The sequence below is a fragment of the Leeuwenhoekiella sp. H156 genome (genome assembly GCF_052218455.1).
Classification (GTDB): Bacteria; Bacteroidota; Bacteroidia; order Flavobacteriales; family Flavobacteriaceae; genus Leeuwenhoekiella; species Leeuwenhoekiella parthenopeia.
On record NZ_CP197499.1, the window covers coordinates 996,022 to 1,017,500 of the forward strand.

At 40.7% G+C, this 21,479-nt stretch carries 17 protein-coding genes, 1 tRNA gene and 1 pseudogene (1 of these 19 running past the window's edge); 8 read left to right on the plus strand and 11 right to left on the minus strand.

The genetic code is table 11. The features are described 5' to 3' along the window. Positions 1-89: 89 nt before the first annotated feature. Together ACSSS3_RS04210 and ACSSS3_RS04215 are read right to left on the minus strand one after the other, a co-directional pair. Positions 90-1,652, minus strand: a complete 1,563-nt coding sequence (locus tag ACSSS3_RS04210) for a peptide MFS transporter (RefSeq protein ID WP_442846543.1) — start codon at positions 1,650-1,652, stop codon at positions 90-92. 27 nt (positions 1,653-1,679) lie between these two features. Then, positions 1,680-3,851 carry a S9 family peptidase gene (locus tag ACSSS3_RS04215; protein ID WP_442846544.1) on the minus strand — a complete coding sequence of 724 codons (2,172 nt, stop codon included), beginning with the start codon at positions 3,849-3,851 and terminating at the stop codon, positions 1,680-1,682. Between the two features lie 343 nt (positions 3,852-4,194). Here ACSSS3_RS04215 and ACSSS3_RS04220 point away from each other — a divergent pair, with 343 nt between their 5' ends. From ACSSS3_RS04220 to ACSSS3_RS04230, 3 genes are read left to right on the plus strand one after another with little or no spacing between them, the layout of a single operon-like run. Then, entirely contained in the window at positions 4,195-5,520 is a 1,326-nt protein-coding gene (locus ACSSS3_RS04220) for a hydroxymethylglutaryl-CoA reductase, degradative (protein ID WP_442846545.1), read from the plus strand. Beyond that, positions 5,517-6,605 carry a serine hydrolase domain-containing protein gene (locus tag ACSSS3_RS04225; protein ID WP_442846546.1) on the plus strand — a complete coding sequence of 363 codons (1,089 nt, stop codon included), beginning with the start codon at positions 5,517-5,519 and terminating at the stop codon, positions 6,603-6,605. The genes ACSSS3_RS04220 and ACSSS3_RS04225 overlap by 4 nt, the downstream gene beginning before the upstream one ends. A gap of 2 nt (positions 6,606-6,607) precedes the next feature. Continuing rightward, on the plus strand, positions 6,608-7,522 hold the full coding sequence (locus tag ACSSS3_RS04230; protein ID WP_442846547.1) for a GYDIA family GHMP kinase: 915 nt from the start codon (positions 6,608-6,610) through the stop codon (positions 7,520-7,522). 55 nt (positions 7,523-7,577) lie between these two features. Here the strand turns inward: ACSSS3_RS04230 and ACSSS3_RS04235 are convergent, their stop codons facing one another. From ACSSS3_RS04235 to ACSSS3_RS04265, 7 genes are all read right to left on the minus strand, one after another. Then, entirely contained in the window at positions 7,578-9,698 is a 2,121-nt protein-coding gene (locus tag ACSSS3_RS04235) for a peptidylprolyl isomerase (RefSeq protein WP_442846548.1), read from the minus strand. A 164-nt stretch (positions 9,699-9,862) separates the two neighbouring features. Beyond that, positions 9,863-11,149: a hemolysin family protein gene (locus ACSSS3_RS04240; protein ID WP_442846549.1), complete on the minus strand. Its 1,287-nt coding sequence runs from the start codon at positions 11,147-11,149 to the stop codon at positions 9,863-9,865. A 2-nt stretch (positions 11,150-11,151) separates the two neighbouring features. Continuing rightward, positions 11,152-11,346: a hypothetical protein gene (locus tag ACSSS3_RS04245; RefSeq protein ID WP_228230594.1), complete on the minus strand. Its 195-nt coding sequence runs from the start codon at positions 11,344-11,346 to the stop codon at positions 11,152-11,154. Continuing rightward, the gene (gene lptC, locus ACSSS3_RS04250) at positions 11,346-11,936 is read right to left on the minus strand and encodes an LPS export ABC transporter periplasmic protein LptC (RefSeq protein WP_228230593.1); all 591 of its coding nucleotides are present in this window, start codon (positions 11,934-11,936) and stop codon (positions 11,346-11,348) included. Before lptC ends, ACSSS3_RS04245 begins: the two co-directional genes overlap by 1 nt. After that, positions 11,937-13,310, minus strand: coding sequence for a tetratricopeptide repeat protein (locus ACSSS3_RS04255; RefSeq protein WP_228230592.1), 1,374 nt, complete (start codon positions 13,308-13,310; stop codon positions 11,937-11,939). Between the two features lie 34 nt (positions 13,311-13,344). Continuing rightward, a complete protein-coding gene (locus ACSSS3_RS04260) occupies positions 13,345-14,601 on the minus strand; it encodes a hypothetical protein (RefSeq protein ID WP_442846550.1) in 1,257 nt (418 codons plus the stop codon). Then, the gene (locus ACSSS3_RS04265; RefSeq protein WP_442846551.1) at positions 14,601-15,332 is read right to left on the minus strand and encodes a type III pantothenate kinase; all 732 of its coding nucleotides are present in this window, start codon (positions 15,330-15,332) and stop codon (positions 14,601-14,603) included. The genes ACSSS3_RS04260 and ACSSS3_RS04265 overlap by 1 nt, the downstream gene beginning before the upstream one ends. 146 nt (positions 15,333-15,478) lie before the next feature. On the opposite strand from ACSSS3_RS04265, the gene ACSSS3_RS04270 reads away from it, so the two are divergent. The 3 genes from ACSSS3_RS04270 (at position 15,479) to ACSSS3_RS04280 (ending at position 16,922) form a co-directional block, all read left to right on the plus strand. Then, positions 15,479-15,551: transfer RNA gene (locus ACSSS3_RS04270), tRNA-Phe, on the plus strand. 50 nt (positions 15,552-15,601) lie between these two features. Continuing rightward, positions 15,602-15,886: a GIY-YIG nuclease family protein gene (locus ACSSS3_RS04275; protein WP_442846552.1), complete on the plus strand. Its 285-nt coding sequence runs from the start codon at positions 15,602-15,604 to the stop codon at positions 15,884-15,886. Positions 15,887-16,070: 184 nt separating this feature from the next. Next, the gene (locus ACSSS3_RS04280; protein WP_442846553.1) at positions 16,071-16,922 is read left to right on the plus strand and encodes an EcsC family protein; all 852 of its coding nucleotides are present in this window, start codon (positions 16,071-16,073) and stop codon (positions 16,920-16,922) included. 12 nt (positions 16,923-16,934) lie between these two features. Here ACSSS3_RS04280 and ACSSS3_RS04285 read toward each other — a convergent pair. After that, positions 16,935-17,282 (minus strand): annotated as a pseudogene (locus ACSSS3_RS04285) (DUF5615 family PIN-like protein). Continuing rightward, positions 17,279-17,503, minus strand: a complete 225-nt coding sequence (locus tag ACSSS3_RS04290) for a DUF433 domain-containing protein (RefSeq protein WP_442846554.1) — start codon at positions 17,501-17,503, stop codon at positions 17,279-17,281. The pseudogene ACSSS3_RS04285 and the gene ACSSS3_RS04290 overlap by 4 nt, the downstream one beginning before the upstream one ends. Positions 17,504-17,687: 184 nt before the next feature. Here ACSSS3_RS04290 and dinB point away from each other — a divergent pair, with 184 nt between their 5' ends. Further along, a complete protein-coding gene (dinB, locus tag ACSSS3_RS04295; protein ID WP_442846555.1) occupies positions 17,688-18,908 on the plus strand; it encodes a DNA polymerase IV in 1,221 nt (406 codons plus the stop codon). 12 nt (positions 18,909-18,920) lie between these two features. Then, positions 18,921-21,479, plus strand: the 5' portion of a protein-coding gene (locus ACSSS3_RS04300) for a DNA polymerase III subunit alpha (protein ID WP_442846556.1). Its footprint extends 468 nt past the window's final position; 2,559 of the gene's 3,027 nt are visible here — the first part of the coding sequence; its start codon is at positions 18,921-18,923; its stop codon lies off the right edge, out of view.

A 21,479-nucleotide genomic window follows, 5' to 3' on the forward strand; every position in this document is an offset into this window, starting at 1 on the left:
CACATTAGTGAATGCCGTGCATCAATTTTTTAAGTAACGGGTGCAAGAGGATGATTAGTACCCCAGCTCCTCCCGGACCCTAAAAGTCATTATTTGATACCGTGCATTTTCTTAACTAAAAACTTATTCATTAAGATCATAACAAGCCCCACAAAGGCAGTTATTCCTGCAAAAATTAAAAAGAAACGAGACATACCATATTCTTCATTAATCTTATCTATATAGCTTCCGGTTAAGCCTGCAAGACCATTTGCAATAGCAGTACAGGTAAACCAAATCCCAAACATAAAACCAACCAGTTTCTTAGGAGATAATTTACTAATGTAAGAAAGACCTACCGGAGATATACAAAGTTCCCCAGAAGTATGAAGCAAATAAGCAAGGATCAACCAGATTATACTTACAGATGCTGTTGTAGCCCCCATAGGTATTGATGAAGCTCCATAAGCAATGGCGCCAAAGCCGATACCAACTAAAATTAAACCTACTCCAAACTTAACAGGCCCCGAAGGATTGAATTTACTCTCCCAAACTTTTGAAAATAATGGTGCAAGTAAAATGATAAATAGCGAGTTAAGACTGGTGAACCAAGAGGCTGTAATTTCTGATTCCGTTTTGCTTAATTCGGTAAATACCATCCAGATTACGATCCCCCAAATTATCACGAAACTGCTACCTAAAAGCGTATTTGCTATAGGATAATTTTTAAATATCTGCCTAAATAACAACGATAGTACGTAAGTCACAACGGCAAGAGGAACAATAACCAAAAGCGTATTAACAATATTAAAAATTGTAACTCCAGACCCTGCAAGTGTTCTATCTGTGTATTTCTCTGCAAAAATGGTCATAGAACCACCTTGCTGTTCAAATGCCCACCAGAAGAAAATAGTAGAAATTGAAAAGATAAAAATCACAAATATGCGATCCCATTTGACTTTTGATGAGACCTCCTCCTCCTTTTCTTCAGATTGAGATTCCTTATTTTCTTTGAGATACTGCTCCGCCTCCTTAAAGCTCAATCCGATTTTACCGAAAATCTTTTGAGAAAAATAAAATTGAAGCAATCCTAAAAACATAAAGATTCCGGCTAGTCCGAACCCTAAACTCCAGCTTACCTGTTCTCCAATATATCCACAAAGTACAATTCCAAGAAAGGCACCGGCGTTGATACCCATATAAAAAATAGTGTATCCAGAGTCTTTCTCTTTACCTTCCGTCTTATACAATTGCCCAACCATTGATGAAATATTCGGCTTAAACAAACCATTACCAACCGCCAAAAGACAAAGACCAGCATAGAAGGTACTTACGGTTTCTAAAGCCATCGACGCATGACCCAACGTCATAATCAACGCTCCAAGTAAAACGGCTTTTCTATAACCTAAGAATTTATCTGCAAGTATCCCACCAAAAATAGGTGTTATATAAACTGCAAACGTATAGGTAGCGTATAGTTCTAGTGCGCTCGCGTTTGTCCAGGCCCAACCCCCTTCATCTAAAGAAGTAATAAGAAACAGAACTAAAATTGCACGCATTCCATAATAGGAAAATCGCTCCCACATTTCGGTAAAAAATAGCACAAATAGACCCGCAGGATGACCTAAAACCGTTTTCTGATTAATTGCTGAACCGCCGTATTTAAATTCCATTCTTCTCTGTTTGAGTTTAATAATAGTTTACAAATTTTCTTTAATAAAATTGGTCATTTTGGTATAGAGGTGTAAACGGGTGTTTCCGCCATAAATACCGTGATTTTTATCTGGGTAAATTGCCCAGTCAAACTGTTTATTAGCCTGTACTAAAGCTTCAATTAGGCGCATGGTGTTTTGTACGTGTACATTATCATCTGCACTACCGTGAACCAATAAATACTTTCCTTTCAGTTTATCTACGTGCGAAATAGGTGAGTTTTCGTCATAACCGCCCGCGTTTTCCTGCGGCGTGGTCATATAACGCTCGGTATAAATAGAATCGTAAAACCTCCAGCTGGTAACCGGCGCAACTGCGATGGCCATTTTAAAGGTATCGGCTCCCTGAAAAATACAGTTTGAAGCCATAAAACCGCCGTAACTCCATCCCCAGATTCCGATACGATCTGCATCAATATAAGGGCGCTCCCCTAATTTCTGAGCTGCTGCGATCTGATCTTCAACTTCATATTTACCCAATTCGTTTTGAGTCATTTTTTTGAAATCGCGGCCTTTTAAACCCGTCCCGCGTGGGTCAACACACACAATGATATAGCCGTCCTGTGCCAGCATCTGAAACCAGTAATCATTACCACCACCCCAGCTGTTTGCTACGCTTTGAGAACCGGGACCGCTATACTGGGTCATAAAAACCGGATACTTTTTAGAAGCATCAAAATCTTTTGGCTTAATCATATAGGCGTTGAGCTCTTCACCATTAATGGGCAGCGTGAAAAATTCCTTTTCGGAAATCACGTATTCTGAAAATTGATCTTTTAAGGCCTGATTGTCTTTAATCTTACGAATGAGTTTTCCATCTTTGGCACTATGCAGCGTAAACACATAAGGGGTTGAAGCATCCGAAAAACTGTTGATGTAATAGGTGAAGTCAGTACTGAAGTTAGCCGAATTGGTACCCGCATCTGCACTTAGTGCTTTTTTATCGGAACCATTTAGCTTTACCGAATACACTCCGCGGTTGATTGAACCGTTTTCTGAACTTTGGTAAAACACCCTTTTAGTTTTGGGATCATAACCGTAATAGCTTGTTACTTCCCAGAGGCCTTTAGTCACCTGATTGATCAGCTTTCCGTCTGCGCTATAATGGTAAATATGATTCCAACCGTCTTTTTCGCTGGTCCAAAGAAACTGGTTTTCATCCAAAAACGTTAGATTATCGGTAATATCTACATAAGCATCGTCTGTATCAGACAGAATGAGTTTCGCTTTCGCGGAAGCGCCATCTACAAAAAGCAGGTTGACGTCGTTTTGCTTTCGGTTTGTGGTTTGCACTGCCAGTACATCAGCATCGGGAGTCCACTCCAGCCGTGGGATGTAATAATTCTGAAATCCGGAAAGGTCAACTGCTTTAGTATTTTGATCTTCCAAATCATAGATATGCAAACTCACCGTAGCGTTAGTTTCGCCTGCTTTTGGATATTTAAATACATCCTGAGAAGGATACAATTCCTTGCCAAAAACATCCATGGAAAATTCGGGCACTTCGGTCTCATCAAAACGGATGTAGGCCAATTTGGTCCCATCTGCATTCCAATCAAAAGCACGCACAAAGGCAAATTCTTCTTCATAAACCCAGTCTGTGATACCGTTGATGATTTTATTTTTAGCCCCGTCTGTCGTAACCTGAGTGGTTGTACCGGTCTCTAAATCTTTTACATACAGGTTATTATTTAATCCGTACGCCACTTTTGAAGCATCCGGAGAAAAAGTAGGCTCCTGAATGGCATCATCTGCAACCTTGATGAGTTTTTTGGTTTTTAGATCATACACATAATACACCCCAAGACTTGAACGACGGTAAATAGAGCGCAGATTGGTACTTAAGAGTGCTTTACTTTCGTCAGCACTCAGCGTATAGCCTATAAAATAATCAAGTCCTTCAATCTGCTTTGAATTAATAAGGGTAGAAACCTTATCTCCGGTTTTATAACTGTAAACATCCAGAGTTTTAGTGCCGGTATTGCGGTCTGTGTTGAGAACGGCATATTCCTTCCCGTTATTCATCGAGTGCAAACGATCCAGGTATTGCATCCTGAATGTACCGTCATAAATTTCTTCTAAAGTGATTTGTTTTTGCTGAGCATAAACGGCTCCCACTAAGAGGAATAAAATCAGGGCGCTTGCTTTTCGTATAGACATATAAAAAAATTAAGAGTGTGATCGCACCGGGGTGCGTGGTTTTAAACCCGGTCAGGCTTAAAAATAGTCCGCCAATTTTACTAAAAATTAACTAAAGAACGCGCAATTCCCTTGTTAAATACCTATTCAAAATGAGGTAAACAGAGTTTTTATTGCGGTTATTTCAGCATTGGGAAAACTTTATCCTAAAATCGCGCCACTTTTAAAGTCACATACTACAGTGCATTTTTCAGAATGGAATAGACTTAATTAGGCTATAAAAGCGTATTTTAAATTAAATTGCTACCCCTATAAAACTTGTAGCACAAAACGAGTTTTACCGGTCAAAATATCAGTCCAAATTATGTCGCATACCATTCAAGGTTTTTCAAAGCTGAGTAAAGAAGAAAAAATCAACTGGCTTACCCAGAACTTTTTATCCCAAAATCCTCAGGCCGAAAGTATACTTAAACAATACTGGAATACCGATAGCAACCTGCAGCAACTGCACGATGAGTTTATCGAAAACACCGTCACCAATTATTATTTACCGTTGGGAATCGCTCCTAATTTTGTCATCAACAACAAGACTTTTGCCATCCCTATGGCTATTGAAGAAAGTTCGGTGGTAGCGGCTGCCAGCAAAGCCGCAAAATTCTGGATGTCCCGCGGGGGTTTTAAGGCTGAAATTCTCGGAACCGAAAAAATAGGACAGGTTCATTTTATGTATAAAGGCGGGGAATCTGAACTTAGAATACTTTTTGAAGCCAGCAAAGCGGAACTTTTAGCCGATTTGAAACCGCTTACTCAATCTATGGAAAAGCGTGGTGGCGGGATCACCGGGCTTCAACTCATCAGTAAAACCGAAGCTTTAGAACACTATTACCAGCTTCACGTGACTTTTGAAACGCTTGATGCCATGGGTGCTAATTTTATAAACACCTGTTTAGAACAACTGAGCGAATCCTGGCAGCGCATTTTTGCGTCCTGGTCTTCAAAACCCGAAAACACAACGTTACAGGTCGTGATGAGCATCCTATCAAACTACGTTCCCGGTTGTGTGGTTCGGGCCGAAGTAAACTGTGCGGTGGGTGAACTCTCAGAAGCTGACGGGATAGACCCACAGGAGTTTGCCGAAAAGTTTGTGCAGGCGGTACGCATAGCAGAAGTTGAACCCTACCGCGCGGTTACGCACAACAAAGGCATTATGAATGGTATTGATGCAGTGGTACTCGCCACCGGCAATGATTTTAGAGCCATTGAAGCGGGGGCACACGCTTATGCCGCAAAAGACGGCCGCTACAGCAGTCTTACCCACGCCGAAATAAGAAACGATCAATTCCGGTTTTGGATTGAAATACCGCTGGCTTTGGGTACGGTGGGTGGCCTTACAAAGCTACATCCGCTTGTAAAACTCAATTTGGAAATGCTGGGTAATCCCAGTGCGCCCCAACTTATGGAAATTATTGCCGTGGCAGGTCTGGCTCAGAATTTCGGAGCCGTAAAATCACTCACCACTACAGGCATTCAAAAAGGACATATGAAAATGCACCTGATGAACATGCTCAACCTGCTTGAAGCCACAAAGACCGAAAAGGAACAGGCCATCAGTCATTTTAAAACCCATAAAGTAAGTCACAATGCGGTGCAGCAATTCATGGAAGGTTTGCGAAACACGGTAGAAAAATGAAAAAACTACTCCTTTTCTTTTTAGTTTTAGCTCCGGTTTTCAGCTTCTCTCAAGAGCTTTCTACAGATTTGCAGGAACAAATAAAGCAGGCTCAAAAGGAATTTCAGATTCCGGCTATTGGGGTTAGTCTTATTACCACAGACTCCGTTTTTAGTTATGTAAACGGAAAAGCAAAACTTGGAAAAAAAGCAAAAATAAGTCCCGATGCCAAATTTCATTTAGGCTCAAACACCAAAGCGATTACCGCTTTTATGGCAATGCATCTTATTGAAGAAGGAAAACTAAAGCTCGAAACCCCCTTCTTTCAGCTTTTCCCGGAATTTCAAACTGATGCACAACCAGAATATCATCAAATAACCTTAGGAGATTTACTCAGTCATCAGGCTTTTATTCCGCCCTATACCAAAGGAATTGAACTGGCAAAATTTCGCAATTTAAAAGGAAGCGCTTCCGAAAACCGGTATGCTTTCGCCCAAAGCATCCTGAAGGATAAACCGGTAAAAAAAGGAGCGTATTCTAACGCCGGGTATGTTTTAGCAGCACTGATGCTCGAAAAAGCAAGCAGCAAAACCTACCGCCAGCTTCTTGAAGAAACGATGGATGACCTAAACCTCGACTGGTTTGTAGGCTTCCCAAATAAAGAAACATCAGAAAATCCCTGGGGACACTGGTTTGAAGGCGGAAGTCTTACAGCACTTGCACCTACACACGATTACAGACTGCCCAATTTCATGTCAAGCGCCGGTGATGTGGCAATGAATCTTGCAGACTACAGCAAGTTTATACAGTTGAATCTAAACGGACTTGCCGGTAAATCAAATTACCTAAAGGCTGAAAATTACAAGCGGCTTCATTTTGGGCAAAGTTCGTATGCCTACGGCTGGGGGAATTCTACTAGTGAAGGAGATCGGATATCCTTTCACGACGGAAGTGCCGGCACCTATTATTGCCATACATTTATTAATGCAGATGAAGGTCTGGCCGTTATTATTGTTGCAAATACAGCAACCCCAGAAGCGGTAAAGGCCATCTACAACCTGCGCAAATGGATATTAAACCACCCACAAGAATCTAAAAAACCTTAAGCATGTTGCATTTTTACGCACACGGAAAACTCTTAATAACCGGTGAATACGCCGTGCTTGATGGGGCTTTAGCCTTAGCTTTACCTACAAAAATGGGGCAGCATTTGTATATAAAAGCAAGTGACCAGAATGGTATTTACTGGGAAAGTCAGGATGCAAACGGTACCATTTGGTTTAAAACCACATTAACCTACACTGAAATCAGCGAAGCGAAAATCGCAAAGCCCGAAGACCCCAAACAACGCCTGCTTCAATTACTTAGAGCTGCTCAAAAGCTGAATCCGCAATTTCTGGCAGAACAAAGCGGCCTGAAGATCACCACAAAACTTGAATTTGACCGCAACTGGGGTTTAGGATCGTCTTCTACGCTGGTTTATATGTTGGCAAAATGGGCGCAAATTAATCCGTACAGCCTACTGGAAACCACCTTCGGGGGTAGTGGTTACGATCTGGCCTGCGCGGGCGCTGAGACTGCTATTTTATACCAAAAAAACCTGGGAGATCCTACTGTTTATCAAACCACTTTTAAGCCTCCTTTCAGCAAACAGCTTTTCTTTGTCTATCTCAATAAAAAGCAAAACAGCCGGGAAGCCATAACTAATTACCGCAATCAACCTAAAGCGGGACAGGAACTTCTCAAGACCAAAATTTCGGGCATAAGCGAAACCTTACTCAATTGTGAAGATCTTACCAGTTTCTATATGCTCATTGAGGCTCACGAGCAATTAATCGCTAAAGCTTTAAATACCGCACCCATCAAGCAGACGCTTTTTAAAGACTACAGCGGCAGTATCAAAAGCCTGGGCGGCTGGGGCGGCGACTTTATTCTCGCGACAGGTGGCGTAGATGAACAGGAATACTTTAGGAAAAAAGGCTATACAACGCTGATCCCATTTGATGAAATGGTAATAAACTAAAAAAAGAGCCGCTTTGAAGCGGCTCTTTTTATATCTGATTTCTACTTATGGTTTATTAGTAAATGCTTGCGCGTTTATCTTCAATCTCAGCAGCATCTTTTAGTGCCTGATACACACGACCATTTGCAGTAGCACGATCGGCATTTTGCTTTTGAATTGCAAAACTTGCGTAGTTATCCAGCTCACGAGCGGGTGTGATTTCGGTTACTTTAACCACATAAACTCCTTTATCACCATCTATAGGTTTTGAAACCTCACCTTTTTCAAGGCCAAAAGCTACACCCACTACTTTAGGCTCGGTACCTGCTCCGGCAAGAGTTGGGTTTTTAAGGTTAACTCCGGTTGAAGTTTGTACACTCACGCCATTAGCGCTGGCGATTGCATTAAGATCGTTTCCTGAGATTTTTTCTCTGATCATTGCAGCCTTTTTCTCATTTCTAAGAATTGGAGTTACACGTGGTGAAGCCTCGTCAACAGACATCAGGCCTTTTTCAGTCTTTTTAGTAACCTGAACAACCAAATAACCACCGTCTACATTAAAGCGGTTTACATCTCCGGTTTTACGATCTTCATCAAATGCCCAACGAATAATTTCACGCTGACTGCCCTGACCCGGAATAGTCTCATCAAGAGCTTTTACGTTGTTTACAGGACGTACGGTATAGTTATTCTCTTTTGCGATATCTTCAAAACCATTTTTGTTTTCACTAACTGCCATTTGGAATTTGGTCGTCTTATTGAAAACGTCATTAATGGTTTGCTGAGAAGGGGTGATCTCTTTAGCAACGGTAGCTAATTTAATAGCGCGTTGTCTGTTTTTCTGATCGTCAATTTTAATTACGTGATAACCAAATTGAGACTCCACAACACCTACATCACCGGTAGAACCATTAAATACAAAATCATTAAAAGGCTTAACGAAACGACCTTTGGTCACATAACCCAGGTCTCCTCCTTTTTCTTTGCTTCCATCTGCTGAATACTCAGGTGCAAGCTCTGCCATTTTTGAAGGCGTGGCTCTGATTACTCCTGCAAGACTGTCTGCTAATTCTTTAGCTTCGGCTTTTGTTCGGGTTTGAGCTGCTGCATTCTGAAGCCCCTGATAGGTTAATAAAATGTGTGATGATTGTACAGAATCTGGAATCTGGGTTACCGCTACTACTTTAGATATTTTGTAGAAACCGTTGTCTTTATAAGGCCCGTATACATCACCTTCATTCAAAGCCCAAAGTGCGTCAGAAACTTCAACAGGTAATTCATTTTTAAACAGGAAATTGTCATTGTAACGAAGGTCTGAGTTTTCGTTTACAAAATCCTCTACGTTTGCAGTTCTGGTAAGACCACGCACGGTGTCGTTGGTTTTGGTTGCTGCAGTATAAGCCAAACGATCATTAAGCAATTTTGCAACAGAAGATTTAATGGTGTCCTCATCGGTTAGTGTAGCATCTTCCGAAAAGAGTACATAACGCAGATTGCGTGAAGCTTCGGCCTGATATGCATCTTTATGCTCTTTGATATAAGCCTCGATGTCATCTTTAGACACATTTACTTTATCGTCTTCAATTGAGGTATAAGGAACCTGAACAAACTCGATGTTACGCAGGTTATTTTCCATCTCATAAGCCATCTTACCTTCTTTAAAATTGGTGTTGATACCGGCTTTTACAAGGTCAAAGTAAATTTGCTGCTGCTCATTTTTAGCCAACTGCTTTTCATAAGCCACCCACTGATCGTACATAGTAGGGTTTGTAGACTTCAATGTAGCGATATACTCTTTTAATTTTTGCTCACTAAAAACACCATCAGTCTGAAAGCTGGGATCGTTTTCAAGTGCTTCTTTAAGAAGGTCATTGATGCGATCCTGCTCGATGCTGATGCCCAGTTCTTCAAATTGCTCGTCCAGTAGGATGCGACGCAATTCTTCTTCCCAGGCTGCATTAACCGCCTGAGTGTTTGTTATGTTACCACCGTAACGTGCAGTCTGAGCTTCAACCCGGCTTGCAAATTCCTGCTGATCTATATCCTCTCCATTCACCGAACCAATTATACGCTGTGACTTCTGGGTAGAAAATCCACCGTTTTGAAATACATCAGCCAGTACAAATGCAAATAAAGCCAATGCTATAATCGCAATAAGAAATACAGACCGCTGTCTAATTTTGTTTAAAACTGCCATTTTTTATGTGTTTGTAAAATAGTGGGCGAAAATACCATTTTAAATGAAAAAATAAAATGTAATCGAGTCAAAATACAGCTATAAAAATCTGCGATAGGGCAGATTAGCCTTTTTGATAATAAAACCCGGTTTATTAATGTAAATATGCTGAAGCAGAATGCCTTTTAGTCCTTATCAAGAACTTTAACCTGAACCAATTCTATCTTGGTATTTGTGGTTTCAAGAATGAGAAATTGATACCCTTCGATGTCTACAATTTCGTTTTCCGCAGGGATTCCTTCTGTGTGATTTACAATAAGACCTCCTAGAGTCTCATAGTTTTCATCTTCGGGAAGTTCTAATTTATAGGTTTCGTTAATGTAATCAACTTCAAGACGGGCCGAAAATTTATAAACGTCTTCCCCTAGCTCCTCTTCGATTAACAATACACTATCGTGCTCGTCTTCAATCTCACCAAAAAGTTCCTCCACAATGTCTTCAACGGTCATCATTCCACTTGTACCACCATATTCATCAATTACTACTGCGATACTTTTACGCTTCTTAATAAGAATGCTCAAAACATCCTTAACCAGCATAGTTTCGGGTACAAAAATGACCGGCATAAGCACCTCCTCCAGACTTTTCGGCTTTTTAAAAAGCTCAAACGAATGCACATAGCCTACAATATCATCTATAGAGTTTTGGTAAACCAAAATTTTTGAGAGTCCGGTTTCGGTAAAAAGGCTTCGCAATTCTGCCAGGCTATCTTCCCGGTCTACCGCCACAATTTCGGTACGCGGAATCATCACCTCCCGGGATTTCACTTCCGAAAACTCAAGTGCGTTCTGAAAAATCTGAATTTCAGAATCCAGCTCTTCATTAGTTTCAACAGACTCGATTTGCTCTGTGATGTAATTGCCCAGTTCGACTTTGGTAAATGCCAGTTGCACCTCGTCTCCTTCGGTCTTAAAAAACTTTTTAAGCAATTTGTCTGAAACCCAAATTATAAAGGAAGACAGAAAGCTGAAAGCAACGTAAAAGAGATAGGCCGGTATGGCAAAAAATTTAAGCAGGGTATTGGCATAAATCTGAAAAAAAACCTTGGGTAAAAACTCCGCTGTGATAAGCACAAGCAATGTTGAGATGATGGTTTGGGTAAGCAGGCTGAATTCTACAAAAAATGCAGTAAGCCAGGGATACCCAAAATCTGCCAGTTCGAGCCAGTTTTGTAAAATCCCTCCCATATAATAAGCGTAGACCACCAACGCCAGGTTATTACCCACTAACATGGTAGCTATAAACTTGGAAGGTTTCTGCGTTAACCGGGTAAGCACTTTGGCAATAAGGTCATTTTGCTTTTTTTCAATCTCAATATGTATCTTATTAGACGATACATAAGCTATTTCCATCCCCGAAAAAAAGGCGGAAAGTATTAAAGAAACAATGATGATAAGAATCTCTGTTTCCATAATTAATTTTGATTGCGTTGCTCGTATTTCTTCCTAAACCTGCGTTTAAAAAAATACATGCCTACAGCGACCACTACAAAAAATAGAAAAAAATAGGCTTTTGAGGGTTCTTCAGTCCACGTTCGCGCTGCTTCATATAAAAACAATGCTGCAAAAAACAGATACGCGTACTCGAAGTATTTAAAGTATTTAGACATTAGTTTATGCTGTCTTTGGGAGCTTCTGTAGCGTTATCTTCAACATACAGACGGCTTTGATTTTCTAAAGATATAAAATTTTTGAAGTCCTGACTGCTATCGAAAAGATCTCCTTTATTATAAGAATCGTCGGGAAAGTCTATGGTATAAGGTTTATCGGTAAACACCCATTCATCCTTTTGACTCCAAAACAACTGCGAAGCATCTAACCGCGTGGAATCGCTGGTGATCAGCACGACGTTTTTTCGCAAATCTATAAGCCCTGATCGCTTATACCGAATCGCATAGTCTGCAGTGATGTAGTTTTCTTTTTTATTATCGTCTATAAAAGTAACTTCTACCCCTTTAGGAAATTCTTCGTAAGGGAAATCAGCCAGACCATATTCTATAATTAACGGGGTCTTTAAGGTTGCCACTACTTTACCGGAGTCTGTATATTTAAGCAAGACCCCTTCCCCTTCGGCAGAAGGCCCTTCGGAACGCTGGTTAAACTTCTGAATGTCTTCAGCATTGTTTCCGCAGCTAAAAAACAAAGTCACAGCAAATGCTGTGACTAAGTTTAGAATTATATGTTGTGAATATCGTTTCACTTATAGACTGGGTACGGTTACACCACCGCCAATCCAACAGGTAAAGTTAATACGCTGACCGGCATTACCTTCACTAAAGATCATCTCTCTTGTAGGAGCACTCGCTCTGTATGAAGCAGCAGTTTTATTTGCTGTATCAGCAAGCGAAGGATCTATACGACCGGCTTTTGCAGCAGTCTCTGCGGCTAACCAATACACTGCAAGTTTCTCAAAACGGGTGTTACCACAGTTATTGGCACTAGATACATACATTGAAGCTATTCTCAAGTAAACAATACCCATAGACGGTTGAGATGCAACAGCCTTTTGATAATAGGTACGCGCTCTTGGGTAATTACCCTTGTCTCTAAAGTTTTCACCTAAACGGTAGTATACTTTAGCTTTTTCAGCAGGGTCCGTTTGACGCTCTGCAGACTCTTCATAGTATTCTAATGCTTTAGCATTTTCACCGCGCTGTTCAGCAAGACGACCTAAGTAATATGAAGTTTGAGCTGATGGCTCAAGTGTATTTAATTGCTCTACCAGAGAAACAAATAACTCACTATCTGTACATTCTTTAGAAACCAAACGTCCTGCGGCACCTCTAACCCATGCCACATCATTTTTCTTAGCCTCAAAATCAGCCTGATAAAATGGAATCAGACGATCGCAATCCGCCAGTTTACCTAACATACCATTTACACCTGCGGAAACTTTAGAATAGTTAGAAAGGTTTACCTCTGCAGCTTTCTCAAGTTGTTTTTCCTGAGGGGTTAAAGCAGTACCTGCTTCATTCTTCTCAAGAATTTTTTCCATATCGGTCGCATAGTTGTTTTGGATTTCGGTAATGTGTCCCTGAACACCATCATAAAGATCAAAAACCTCCTGCAACTCAATCTTACCTGCTTCCTGCAGACTTACTGCGTGGTTGAAGAATACGTAAAGACCTTTTGCATTTCTAAAGCTGGCTTTATCAGTTTCCCATGCTTTTTTGAACATTTCATACTGCTCTTCGGTAGTACCTATTTTGTTTTCGTACATTACCAAAGCAAGTTCTGAGATATCCTCACCTTCATTGGTTTTACTGGCAAAATGTGTTTTCTTTTCCTGATACATCTTTTGCAGATCAGTAAGAAATGCTTTTTGCTCGGCCCCTGAAGATTTTTCGATCTTGTCTTTAAGAATACGCTCTCCATATTGGTACAACGCAAATGAAGTAGTAGGACAATCTTTACGAAGCTTCATAAAAGGCTCGTAAGCTGCATCGTAATTTTTCACTTTAGCGTGCTCTGAAAATATAGACATCGTTGTCACACACTCTTCTGTAGCCTGCGCGCTGGCAAAGCTTACCGCTCCAATAAGAGCTACAAAAAGTAATTTAAATTTAGTTTTCATCGTTTGAAAGGTTTTAATAGCAATAATAAGAATTTTAGTTGTATTTGTTAGGCACAAACCACGGTCTAAGTGGGTTGAGAGATAAACTAAGACCAACTTTGAAAAAATCTTCTTTTACTAAGCCTGCGTTATTTGTACCACGCTGGCCGTATTCAAATGTCAAGTTGGCATTGCTGAATCCGCGGCCTAACGGTAACCCAAGTCCAAAAGATATGCCAAACTCGTCAATCGACTCATTTTGTATGTATAAACCACTTTCTTCATAGCGCGCACCTAACCTGTAAGTGACTCTGCTAAAATAACTTGTGATTGAATTGTAATCCGGAATAAAATACCCGCCTAGACGATATTTATAAGAATCCTGATAGGTAACATTATTCAAACTGAAGGAACGGTTAGTATTCTTACTGGTTTCTGCAAACTCCACCTGTCCCCCGGCAAACCATACGTTGCGTTTTCCGGTACCCAGACCTAAAGAATATTCATTTGGCATAATCATTTCAGAATCTGCTAAACGAAAATCCTGAGATTCAACAACCCCAGCTACTGCCCTATCAGCTGCAGAGTACAATACAGACTGAAGCGAGCGGTCATTCTCTAGAGTTAATGCCGTCTCCGGCTGAAACGTTGCCGATGTGTAAAGCAGATAACCTTTACCCAGATTTTGCTCGTACTGAAGTCCCAAATTATAAGTAAACCCGCTCACATCTGAACGATCTATCTCACGAATTGCATATTGCTGATCTGAATCGGCCTGTATAATCTCGTTGCGTATGCTTCCAAAATTATAGCTGGCTTCCGCTCCTATCCTAAAACCTTTAAAGGGTTCAAGTCCCGCAGCTAAATAAGCGCGATTTACACCGCCTCTACCGCTGTATTGACTTATTTGGTCTTCAGATATTTCGATATTTGCATAATCTACTGAGGTTTGAGGTATAAGACCAAAACCAACGCCCAACTTCCTCGAAACGGGAAATGAAAGCGATAAATAATCGATCGTTGTAGAATTTACGCTACCGCTTCCCTCATCTGAGGTCAGACTGGTTTCTGTATGACTTCCTGCAAGGGTGAAATTGGTAAGCTTTAAAGCAGCGTAACCGGCAGGATTTCTGAAATTGGTATGAATACTATCTCCCAAAATACTTATGCCTCCCATCGCCTGGTTCTCAACAGAACCTTTAAAATTAGAAAGGCCTAAACCATAAAATGAATACGGTGATGTATTTCCTTCCTGAGCCCAGCCTGAAACTGTAAAGCCTATTAAAACAACAACTAAAATTCTTTTGATCATTAAGTCCTTTTAAATTCTACTATGTAATTGAGTCCTTTCAGGAGAAAATTTGAGTCCGCAAATATGCCATTTTTTAATCTATCAGACAAAAATAGCCCGTCCCCTCCTGTTAAAATAATCTTTAACTCGTCGTATTCGAGTTTATATCGGTCGATTAACCCGTCAATTTCAGCAACCAAACCATTAATAGCTCCCGATTGCATGGCGCTATACGTATCTGTCCCTATTAAATCAACGGCATCTTTTGAAACATCCAAATCAGGAAGTTTTGCCGTAAACTGATGCATGGCCTTAAAACGCATTTGCAAACCCGGCGATATCGCACCCCCCAGATAAGCATTTTCCTTGTTTTTAAAATCATAAGTTACACAAGTGCCCGCATCGATTACCAGGGTGTTATAGGCCGAATATTCTTTATAAGCAGCCAGCATAAGCACTTTTCGGTCCAGGCCCAGCGTTTCCGGGGTTTTATATAAATTACTATAAGGCACCGGCGTACCGGCTTCAATAACTTCATACGAAAGACCTCTTTTTTTTAGGAACGTGACAAAATCTTTTGAATTACCTGTAGCACAGAACACAATTGCATCAGGATTAGAGGTTTCGTGAAGATTTATAAATTGATTTTGAGCTTCAGCAGCAAGTACCGAATAAGAATCCTCAAGCTCTCCATCCTTGAAAAGTCCAAATTTCACCCGGGTATTTCCAAAATCTATGGCTAAGGTTGTCATGCGCTGAAAATTTTTTGCAAAAATACAAATACTCTACCCCTCAGACTCACCGAATTACAAAAAGCTCAAAAAAATAAATCAGTATTTTTCTCCAGAAGTGTTGTGCAGTTTAAAATATGATTTTATATTTGCAGCCGCTTTGGCGAGGTACCTTAGCTCAGTTGGTAGAGCAACGGACTGAAAATCCGTGTGTCCCTGGTTCGATTCCTGGAGGTACCACAAAAAAACCCTGAAACTCACGTTTCGGGGTTTTTTGTTTTTAGAAATCAATGAATCACTATCTGTACATAATTCATTCTGAAAAACTGGACAAATTCTATGTCGGTGAAACCTCAGACGTGGAGCAACGCATTAGTATTCACAATTCCCATAAAATTAAAAGTGCCTACACAAAAGCTGCGAGTGACTGGGTATTGAAGCTATCTTTTAGTTGCGCAAATCGAAATGAAGCTTTGTATCTGGAACGCTTTATTAAGAGAATGAAAAGCAAAAAGTTCATTGAGAAACTAGTTAACGATCCTCAACTACTAAGTGAAATTTTAAGTAAAAGATAGAACCTGGTTCCCCCGAGGCATCGGGGCTGGAGGTACCACAAAAAAACCCTGAAACTTACGTTTCGGGGTTTTTGTTTTTACAGGATGCGAATTAGGGGACGAATAATTACGATTTCAAACTATTAACAAAGTCTTACCCTATTTACAAATGGCTGTTTTATACTTTTAATCATATTTGACAGCTATGGAAAATCCTAAACTTACCGAATCTATAAGTCCCCAGGATCTGATACTTATCAAAAAATGTCAGGCAGATCTTGATGAAACTCCGTTTTTAATGCGAGTGCTTAATACCATAGGTACACCTATCGATCAGGGCTTAGAGCTTTTACCTCAAAAATACCAGAGCAAAGTAAGCACCACGATTCAAAAGGCGTTACAGCTTGCGGTCAAGGCAAACCTGAAAACCTTAAAAACCGATAAAAAAAGTTTGCCTTCTTCCAATCTCACCTATCAACTGGTAACCGGATTTTCAGGGGCAACCGGCGGATTTTTTGGAGTTGCCGGTTTTACAACAGATTTGCTGATTTCGACCAAATTTATGATGCGCTCTATTATGGATATCGCCCGAAGCCAGGGGGAAGACGTGCACGATATTGAAACCCAGCTGGCTTGTCTGCAGGTTTTCGCTTTAGGCGGAACTTCTACCGAAGATGATGCGCTCGAAACTTCGTATTACGCCACCCGTACCGCCCTGCACACCGCGATGAATCAGGCCAGCGCCTATGTAGCCGAAAATGGAACCAAAAAAATTATTGAAACCCTGGCTTCACAAACAGCAGGTCCTATTTCAAAACTCATCACTCAGGTTGCAGCACGTTTCAGTGTTCAGGTGAGTGAAAAATTTGCCGCACAGGCCATTCCGGTTATTGGGGCTGCTGCCGGTGCTTCGATTAATGTACTCTTCATCAAACACTTTCAGAAAATTGCCACCGCGCATTTCACCTTAAGGCGCCTGGAACGCAAATATTCAAGAGAATTAATTCAGAAAAAATACAACGAGATTGAGATTGAAGGTATAATTGTTTCGGACTAATTAAACAACTCATTAATCCTGTTCAATTTGAAGACAGGCGACTTCATTAAACTCTACATTTTCAACAAACTCCTTTAACGAGGATTGATTGCTAATTAATAATGATGCTATATTTCTGGTTGTAGTATTACCTGTTCTTAACCAAATTATTTTTGGGTAATTACCTCTAATACGTGCGATATTTTAGAAATCTGCATCAAACGTAACAATAACAAAATTGTTTATTTTGGCATACTCCCAAATTTCTATATCAGAAGTGTTTTCAAGACCAAGCTCCTTTACCTGTTTAGATCCGGGAAAAACACGCTCCAATTGTTTGATAATCCTAAATGATATATTTTGATCAAACAACAGTTTCACGAAGCTACTCTAATTCTACGTTCTCTATTTGCAGCAAATAACAAACAAGCCGTTATATTATCCTCGCTGAGCTCTGGAAAATCATCTAAAATCTCCTCCTTAGACATACCATTGGCAAGCCAATTCAGCACATCATAAACCGAAATTCTGGTCCCTGAAATTATAGGTTTACCAAACCTCTTATTAGGGTCGATAACAATATGTTCTTTATAATTTACCATATTTCTAAAGTACGTAATTTAAAATTAAGTCAATAGAACTTATAATTCGTTTCTAATACGAAAGCAAAACATTAAAATTATCATTCTATAACCAGAGTCAAATTTTGATATTTAACGTTTCGATTAGTCTTAGCAGAGATTAAAATAGGAATATTTCCATATTTTTGTAATAATTCCTATTTATATGAACCGAAATATTCTACATCTGGATCTCGATACGTTTTTTGTTTCCTGCGAACGCCTGGCAGATTCTTCGCTAGTAGGTAAACCTGTGATCGTAGGTGGCACAGGCGATCGGGGCGTGGTAAGTGCGGCCAGCTACGAGAGCCGCAAGTTTGGAGTTCACTCGGGTATGCCGATGAAAATGGCCCGGCAACTCTGTCCACAAGCGACTTACATTCGCGGAAATGCAGGTATTTACACCAAATATTCTAAAACCGTTACCGAAATCCTTCAGGAGCATGTCCCCGTTTTGGAAAAAGCCAGTGTTGACGAGTTTTACGCAGATCTCACAGGGATGGACCGGTTTTTTGGCTGTTACAAGTTTGCTAAAGAGCTTCGGTCTAAAGTCATTAAAGAGACCGGCTTACCCATTTCCTTTGGCCTTTCGGTCAATAAAACCGTTTCTAAAGTGGCTACAAATGAAGCCAAGCCTAACAATCAGCTCAAAGTTGACGCCGGTTTTGAAAAAATCTTTCTCGAACCGCTTTACATTAAAAAAATACCGATGGTTGGCGAAAAAACTTTTCGAACCTTCTGCAATTTGGGCGTAAAACATATAGGACTGGTGCAGCAAATGCCGGTAGAGATGATGGTTTCCGTTTTTGGAAAAAATGGCCGAATGATCTGGGAGCGCGCTAACGGCATTGACCGCTCCCCTATAATCGAGTATCACGAGCGCAAATCAATCTCCAGCGAGCGCACCTACGGGCAGGACACGACCGATGTGGTTAAACTGAGAACAACCATCCACGCGATGGCAGAGAACCTCGCATTTCAGCTTAGACAGGGCAACAAACTCACTTCGTGCATTGCGGTTAAGGTTCGGTATTCCGATTTTCAGACCTATTCCAAACAACTCAAAATCCCCTATACCGCAGCAGACCACAATCTGATCCCCACAGTGCTTGAACTTTTTGAAAAACTCTATAACCGCCGATTGCTCATTCGGCTGGTTGGCGTGCGCTTCAGTGGGCTTACCGAAGGACATTACCAGATAGACCTTTTTGAAAACACCAATCGTACCGTTAACCTGTACAAAGCTATGGATGCCATACGCAAACGCTACGGCGACCGTAGTGTTATGCGTGCAGCTACGATGGGAGAAGGCTCCAGAACCATTGGCGGGCAGGGTAATCCTTTTAACGGTCAGCCACCTATCGTTTTGGCACACCGTCATCAATAAACCGATTGCAACATGTATTTAAATTGTCATTCCTATTACAGCCTGCGCTACGGCACACTTTCAGAGGTAGAATTACTCAACCTTGCGATTGAGCATAAGCAAGATTGTATTGCATTGACTGACATCAACAATACATCTGCAGGCTTAAATTTTGTTCGCAGAGCGAAAGAAAAAAACGTCAAACCCATTCTGGGAATTGATTTTAGAAATGGAAATCAGCAATGCTATGTTTCGCTGGCGCGGAATAATGAAGGGTATTTGGAACTGAATAATTTTTTATCAAAGCATCTACACGACAAGACCCCGATTGCTGACAAGGCGCCACATTTTAAAAATGTGTATACCATTTACGCTTTTGAACGGGCGATGGAACTCGATAAAACTACTTTTTCTGAACATGAATTTATCGGTATAGGACCAAAAGATCTTAACCGGCTTCGGTTTTCTAAATACAGCGCCTATAAAGACAAATTGGTTTTATTACTTCCAGTAAGTTTTAATTCTAAAAGAGATTTTAATGTACACCGGCTGTTGAGAGCTGTAGACACCAATACGCTTTTAAGTAAGCTCCCGTTAGAAGAACAAGGCTCTCCCGATGAGTATATGCTTCCGACGGAAAAAGTAAAGGCAGTTTTCGCAGAATACCCATACATCCTTAAAAACACAGAAGATTTATTACAAGCCTGCAGTATTGATTTTGACTTTTCGCCCAAAAGGCCCTCTCAAAACTTAAAAACAGTTCTGGGGAGCAGTGATTCCGATTTTAAAAAGCTAAAAGAACTCTGTGACAAGGGCCTGAGTGAACGCTATGAAAAAGTAACCCCAACAATAGTGGAACGCCTCGAGAAGGAGCTTAGCCTCATTAAAAAACAGGATTTTGTGGCCTTCTTTCTCATCAACTGGAAAATCATTGAATATGCCCGAAGCAAAAATTATTTCTATGTAGGCCGCGGGAGCGGTGCAAACAGTATTGTTGCCTATTTACTACGCATCACAGATGTTGATCCTATAGAACTGGACCTGTATTTTGAGCGGTTTATGAACGAATACCGTCTTAATCCGCCTGATTTTGATATAGATTTTTCTACCTGGGATCGCGAAGATGTTACCCGTTTTATTTTTGAGGAATTTGGCCAAAACGGTCAGGCAGCATTGTTGGGTTCGTATGTCACATTTCAGCACAGTGGTGCAGTACGTGAACTGGGAAAGGTTTTTGGAATTCCCAAACACGAGATCGACAAACTCAGTGCAGGCAACTACTCCTTGCAAAACCTCGATAATTTAAGCAGGCTTACATTGAAATATGCCGCTATTTTGCACGAGCGCCCCAATTACCTGAGTATTCACGCCGGTGGAATCTTAATATCAGACAGGCCTATTCACTATTTTAGCGCAACTCATTTACCTCCAAAAGATTTTCCTACTGTTCAATTTGATATGCATATAGCAGAAGACGTAGGCTTGTTTAAGTTTGACATTTTAGGACAACGCGGCCTGGGAAAGATTAAAGATGCGATTGAAATCGTAAAAACCAATCAGCCCGAAGCAAAGTTGCTCGACATCCACAATCCAAAACCACTTTTTAAAGATGCCAACATCAATGCAATGATTGCTCGGGCAGAATGCATAGGTTGCTTTTATGTAGAATCACCGGCGATGCGTATGCTGTTAAAAAAACTGGAGGTTGACAATTATCTCTTATTGGTTGCAGCAAGTTCTATTATAAGGCCGGGTGTTGCTAAAAGTGGCATGATGCGTGAGTACATTTTAAGGCATCGCAATCCCAAAAGGCGCAACGAAGGCCATCCTGTATTGCAAAAAATAATGCCAGATACCTACGGGATTATGGTTTATCAGGAAGATGTGATTAAAGTAGCGCATCACTATGCCAAACTCAACCTGGGAGAGGCCGATGTTTTGCGCAGGGGAATGAGTGGTAAATACCGCTCGCGAAAAGAGTTTAAAGCGGTAAAGAAAAAGTTTAGAGACAATTGTATTAGTGCTGGTGAACCCGAAGCGATCGTAGATGAAGTATGGCGACAAATAGAAAGCTTTGCAGGTTATGCCTTTGCTAAAGGCCATTCAGCCTCCTATGCTGTAGAGAGCTACCAAAGTCTTTACCTCAAATGCTATTTCCCGCTTGAATATATGGTTGCAACCTTAAATAATGGCGGTGGTTTTTACAGAGCTGAAACCTACGTTCACGAAGCACGGCTCAACGGAGCGCAAATTGAAGCACCCTGCATAAACTTCGGTTTAATTGAAACTTCTATCAAAGGCAAAACGATCTACCTGGGCTTTAAGCATATTGACAGTCTGGAGCAAAAAACCATGCTGAAAATTATAAATGCCCGGGTTCAAGGACTATTTAAATCCTATGATGATTTTATAGAACGTGTGCCATTAAGCATTGAGCAGCTCGATTTACTAATACGTATAGACGCATTACGTTCTTTAGGTAAAGACAAACGCAGCTTACTCTGGGAAGCCTACTATAAAGAAAACACCATACCTAAAAACGAACTGCAGCAAAGCTTCTTCAGGGAATCTATGAACGATTATATCTTGCCC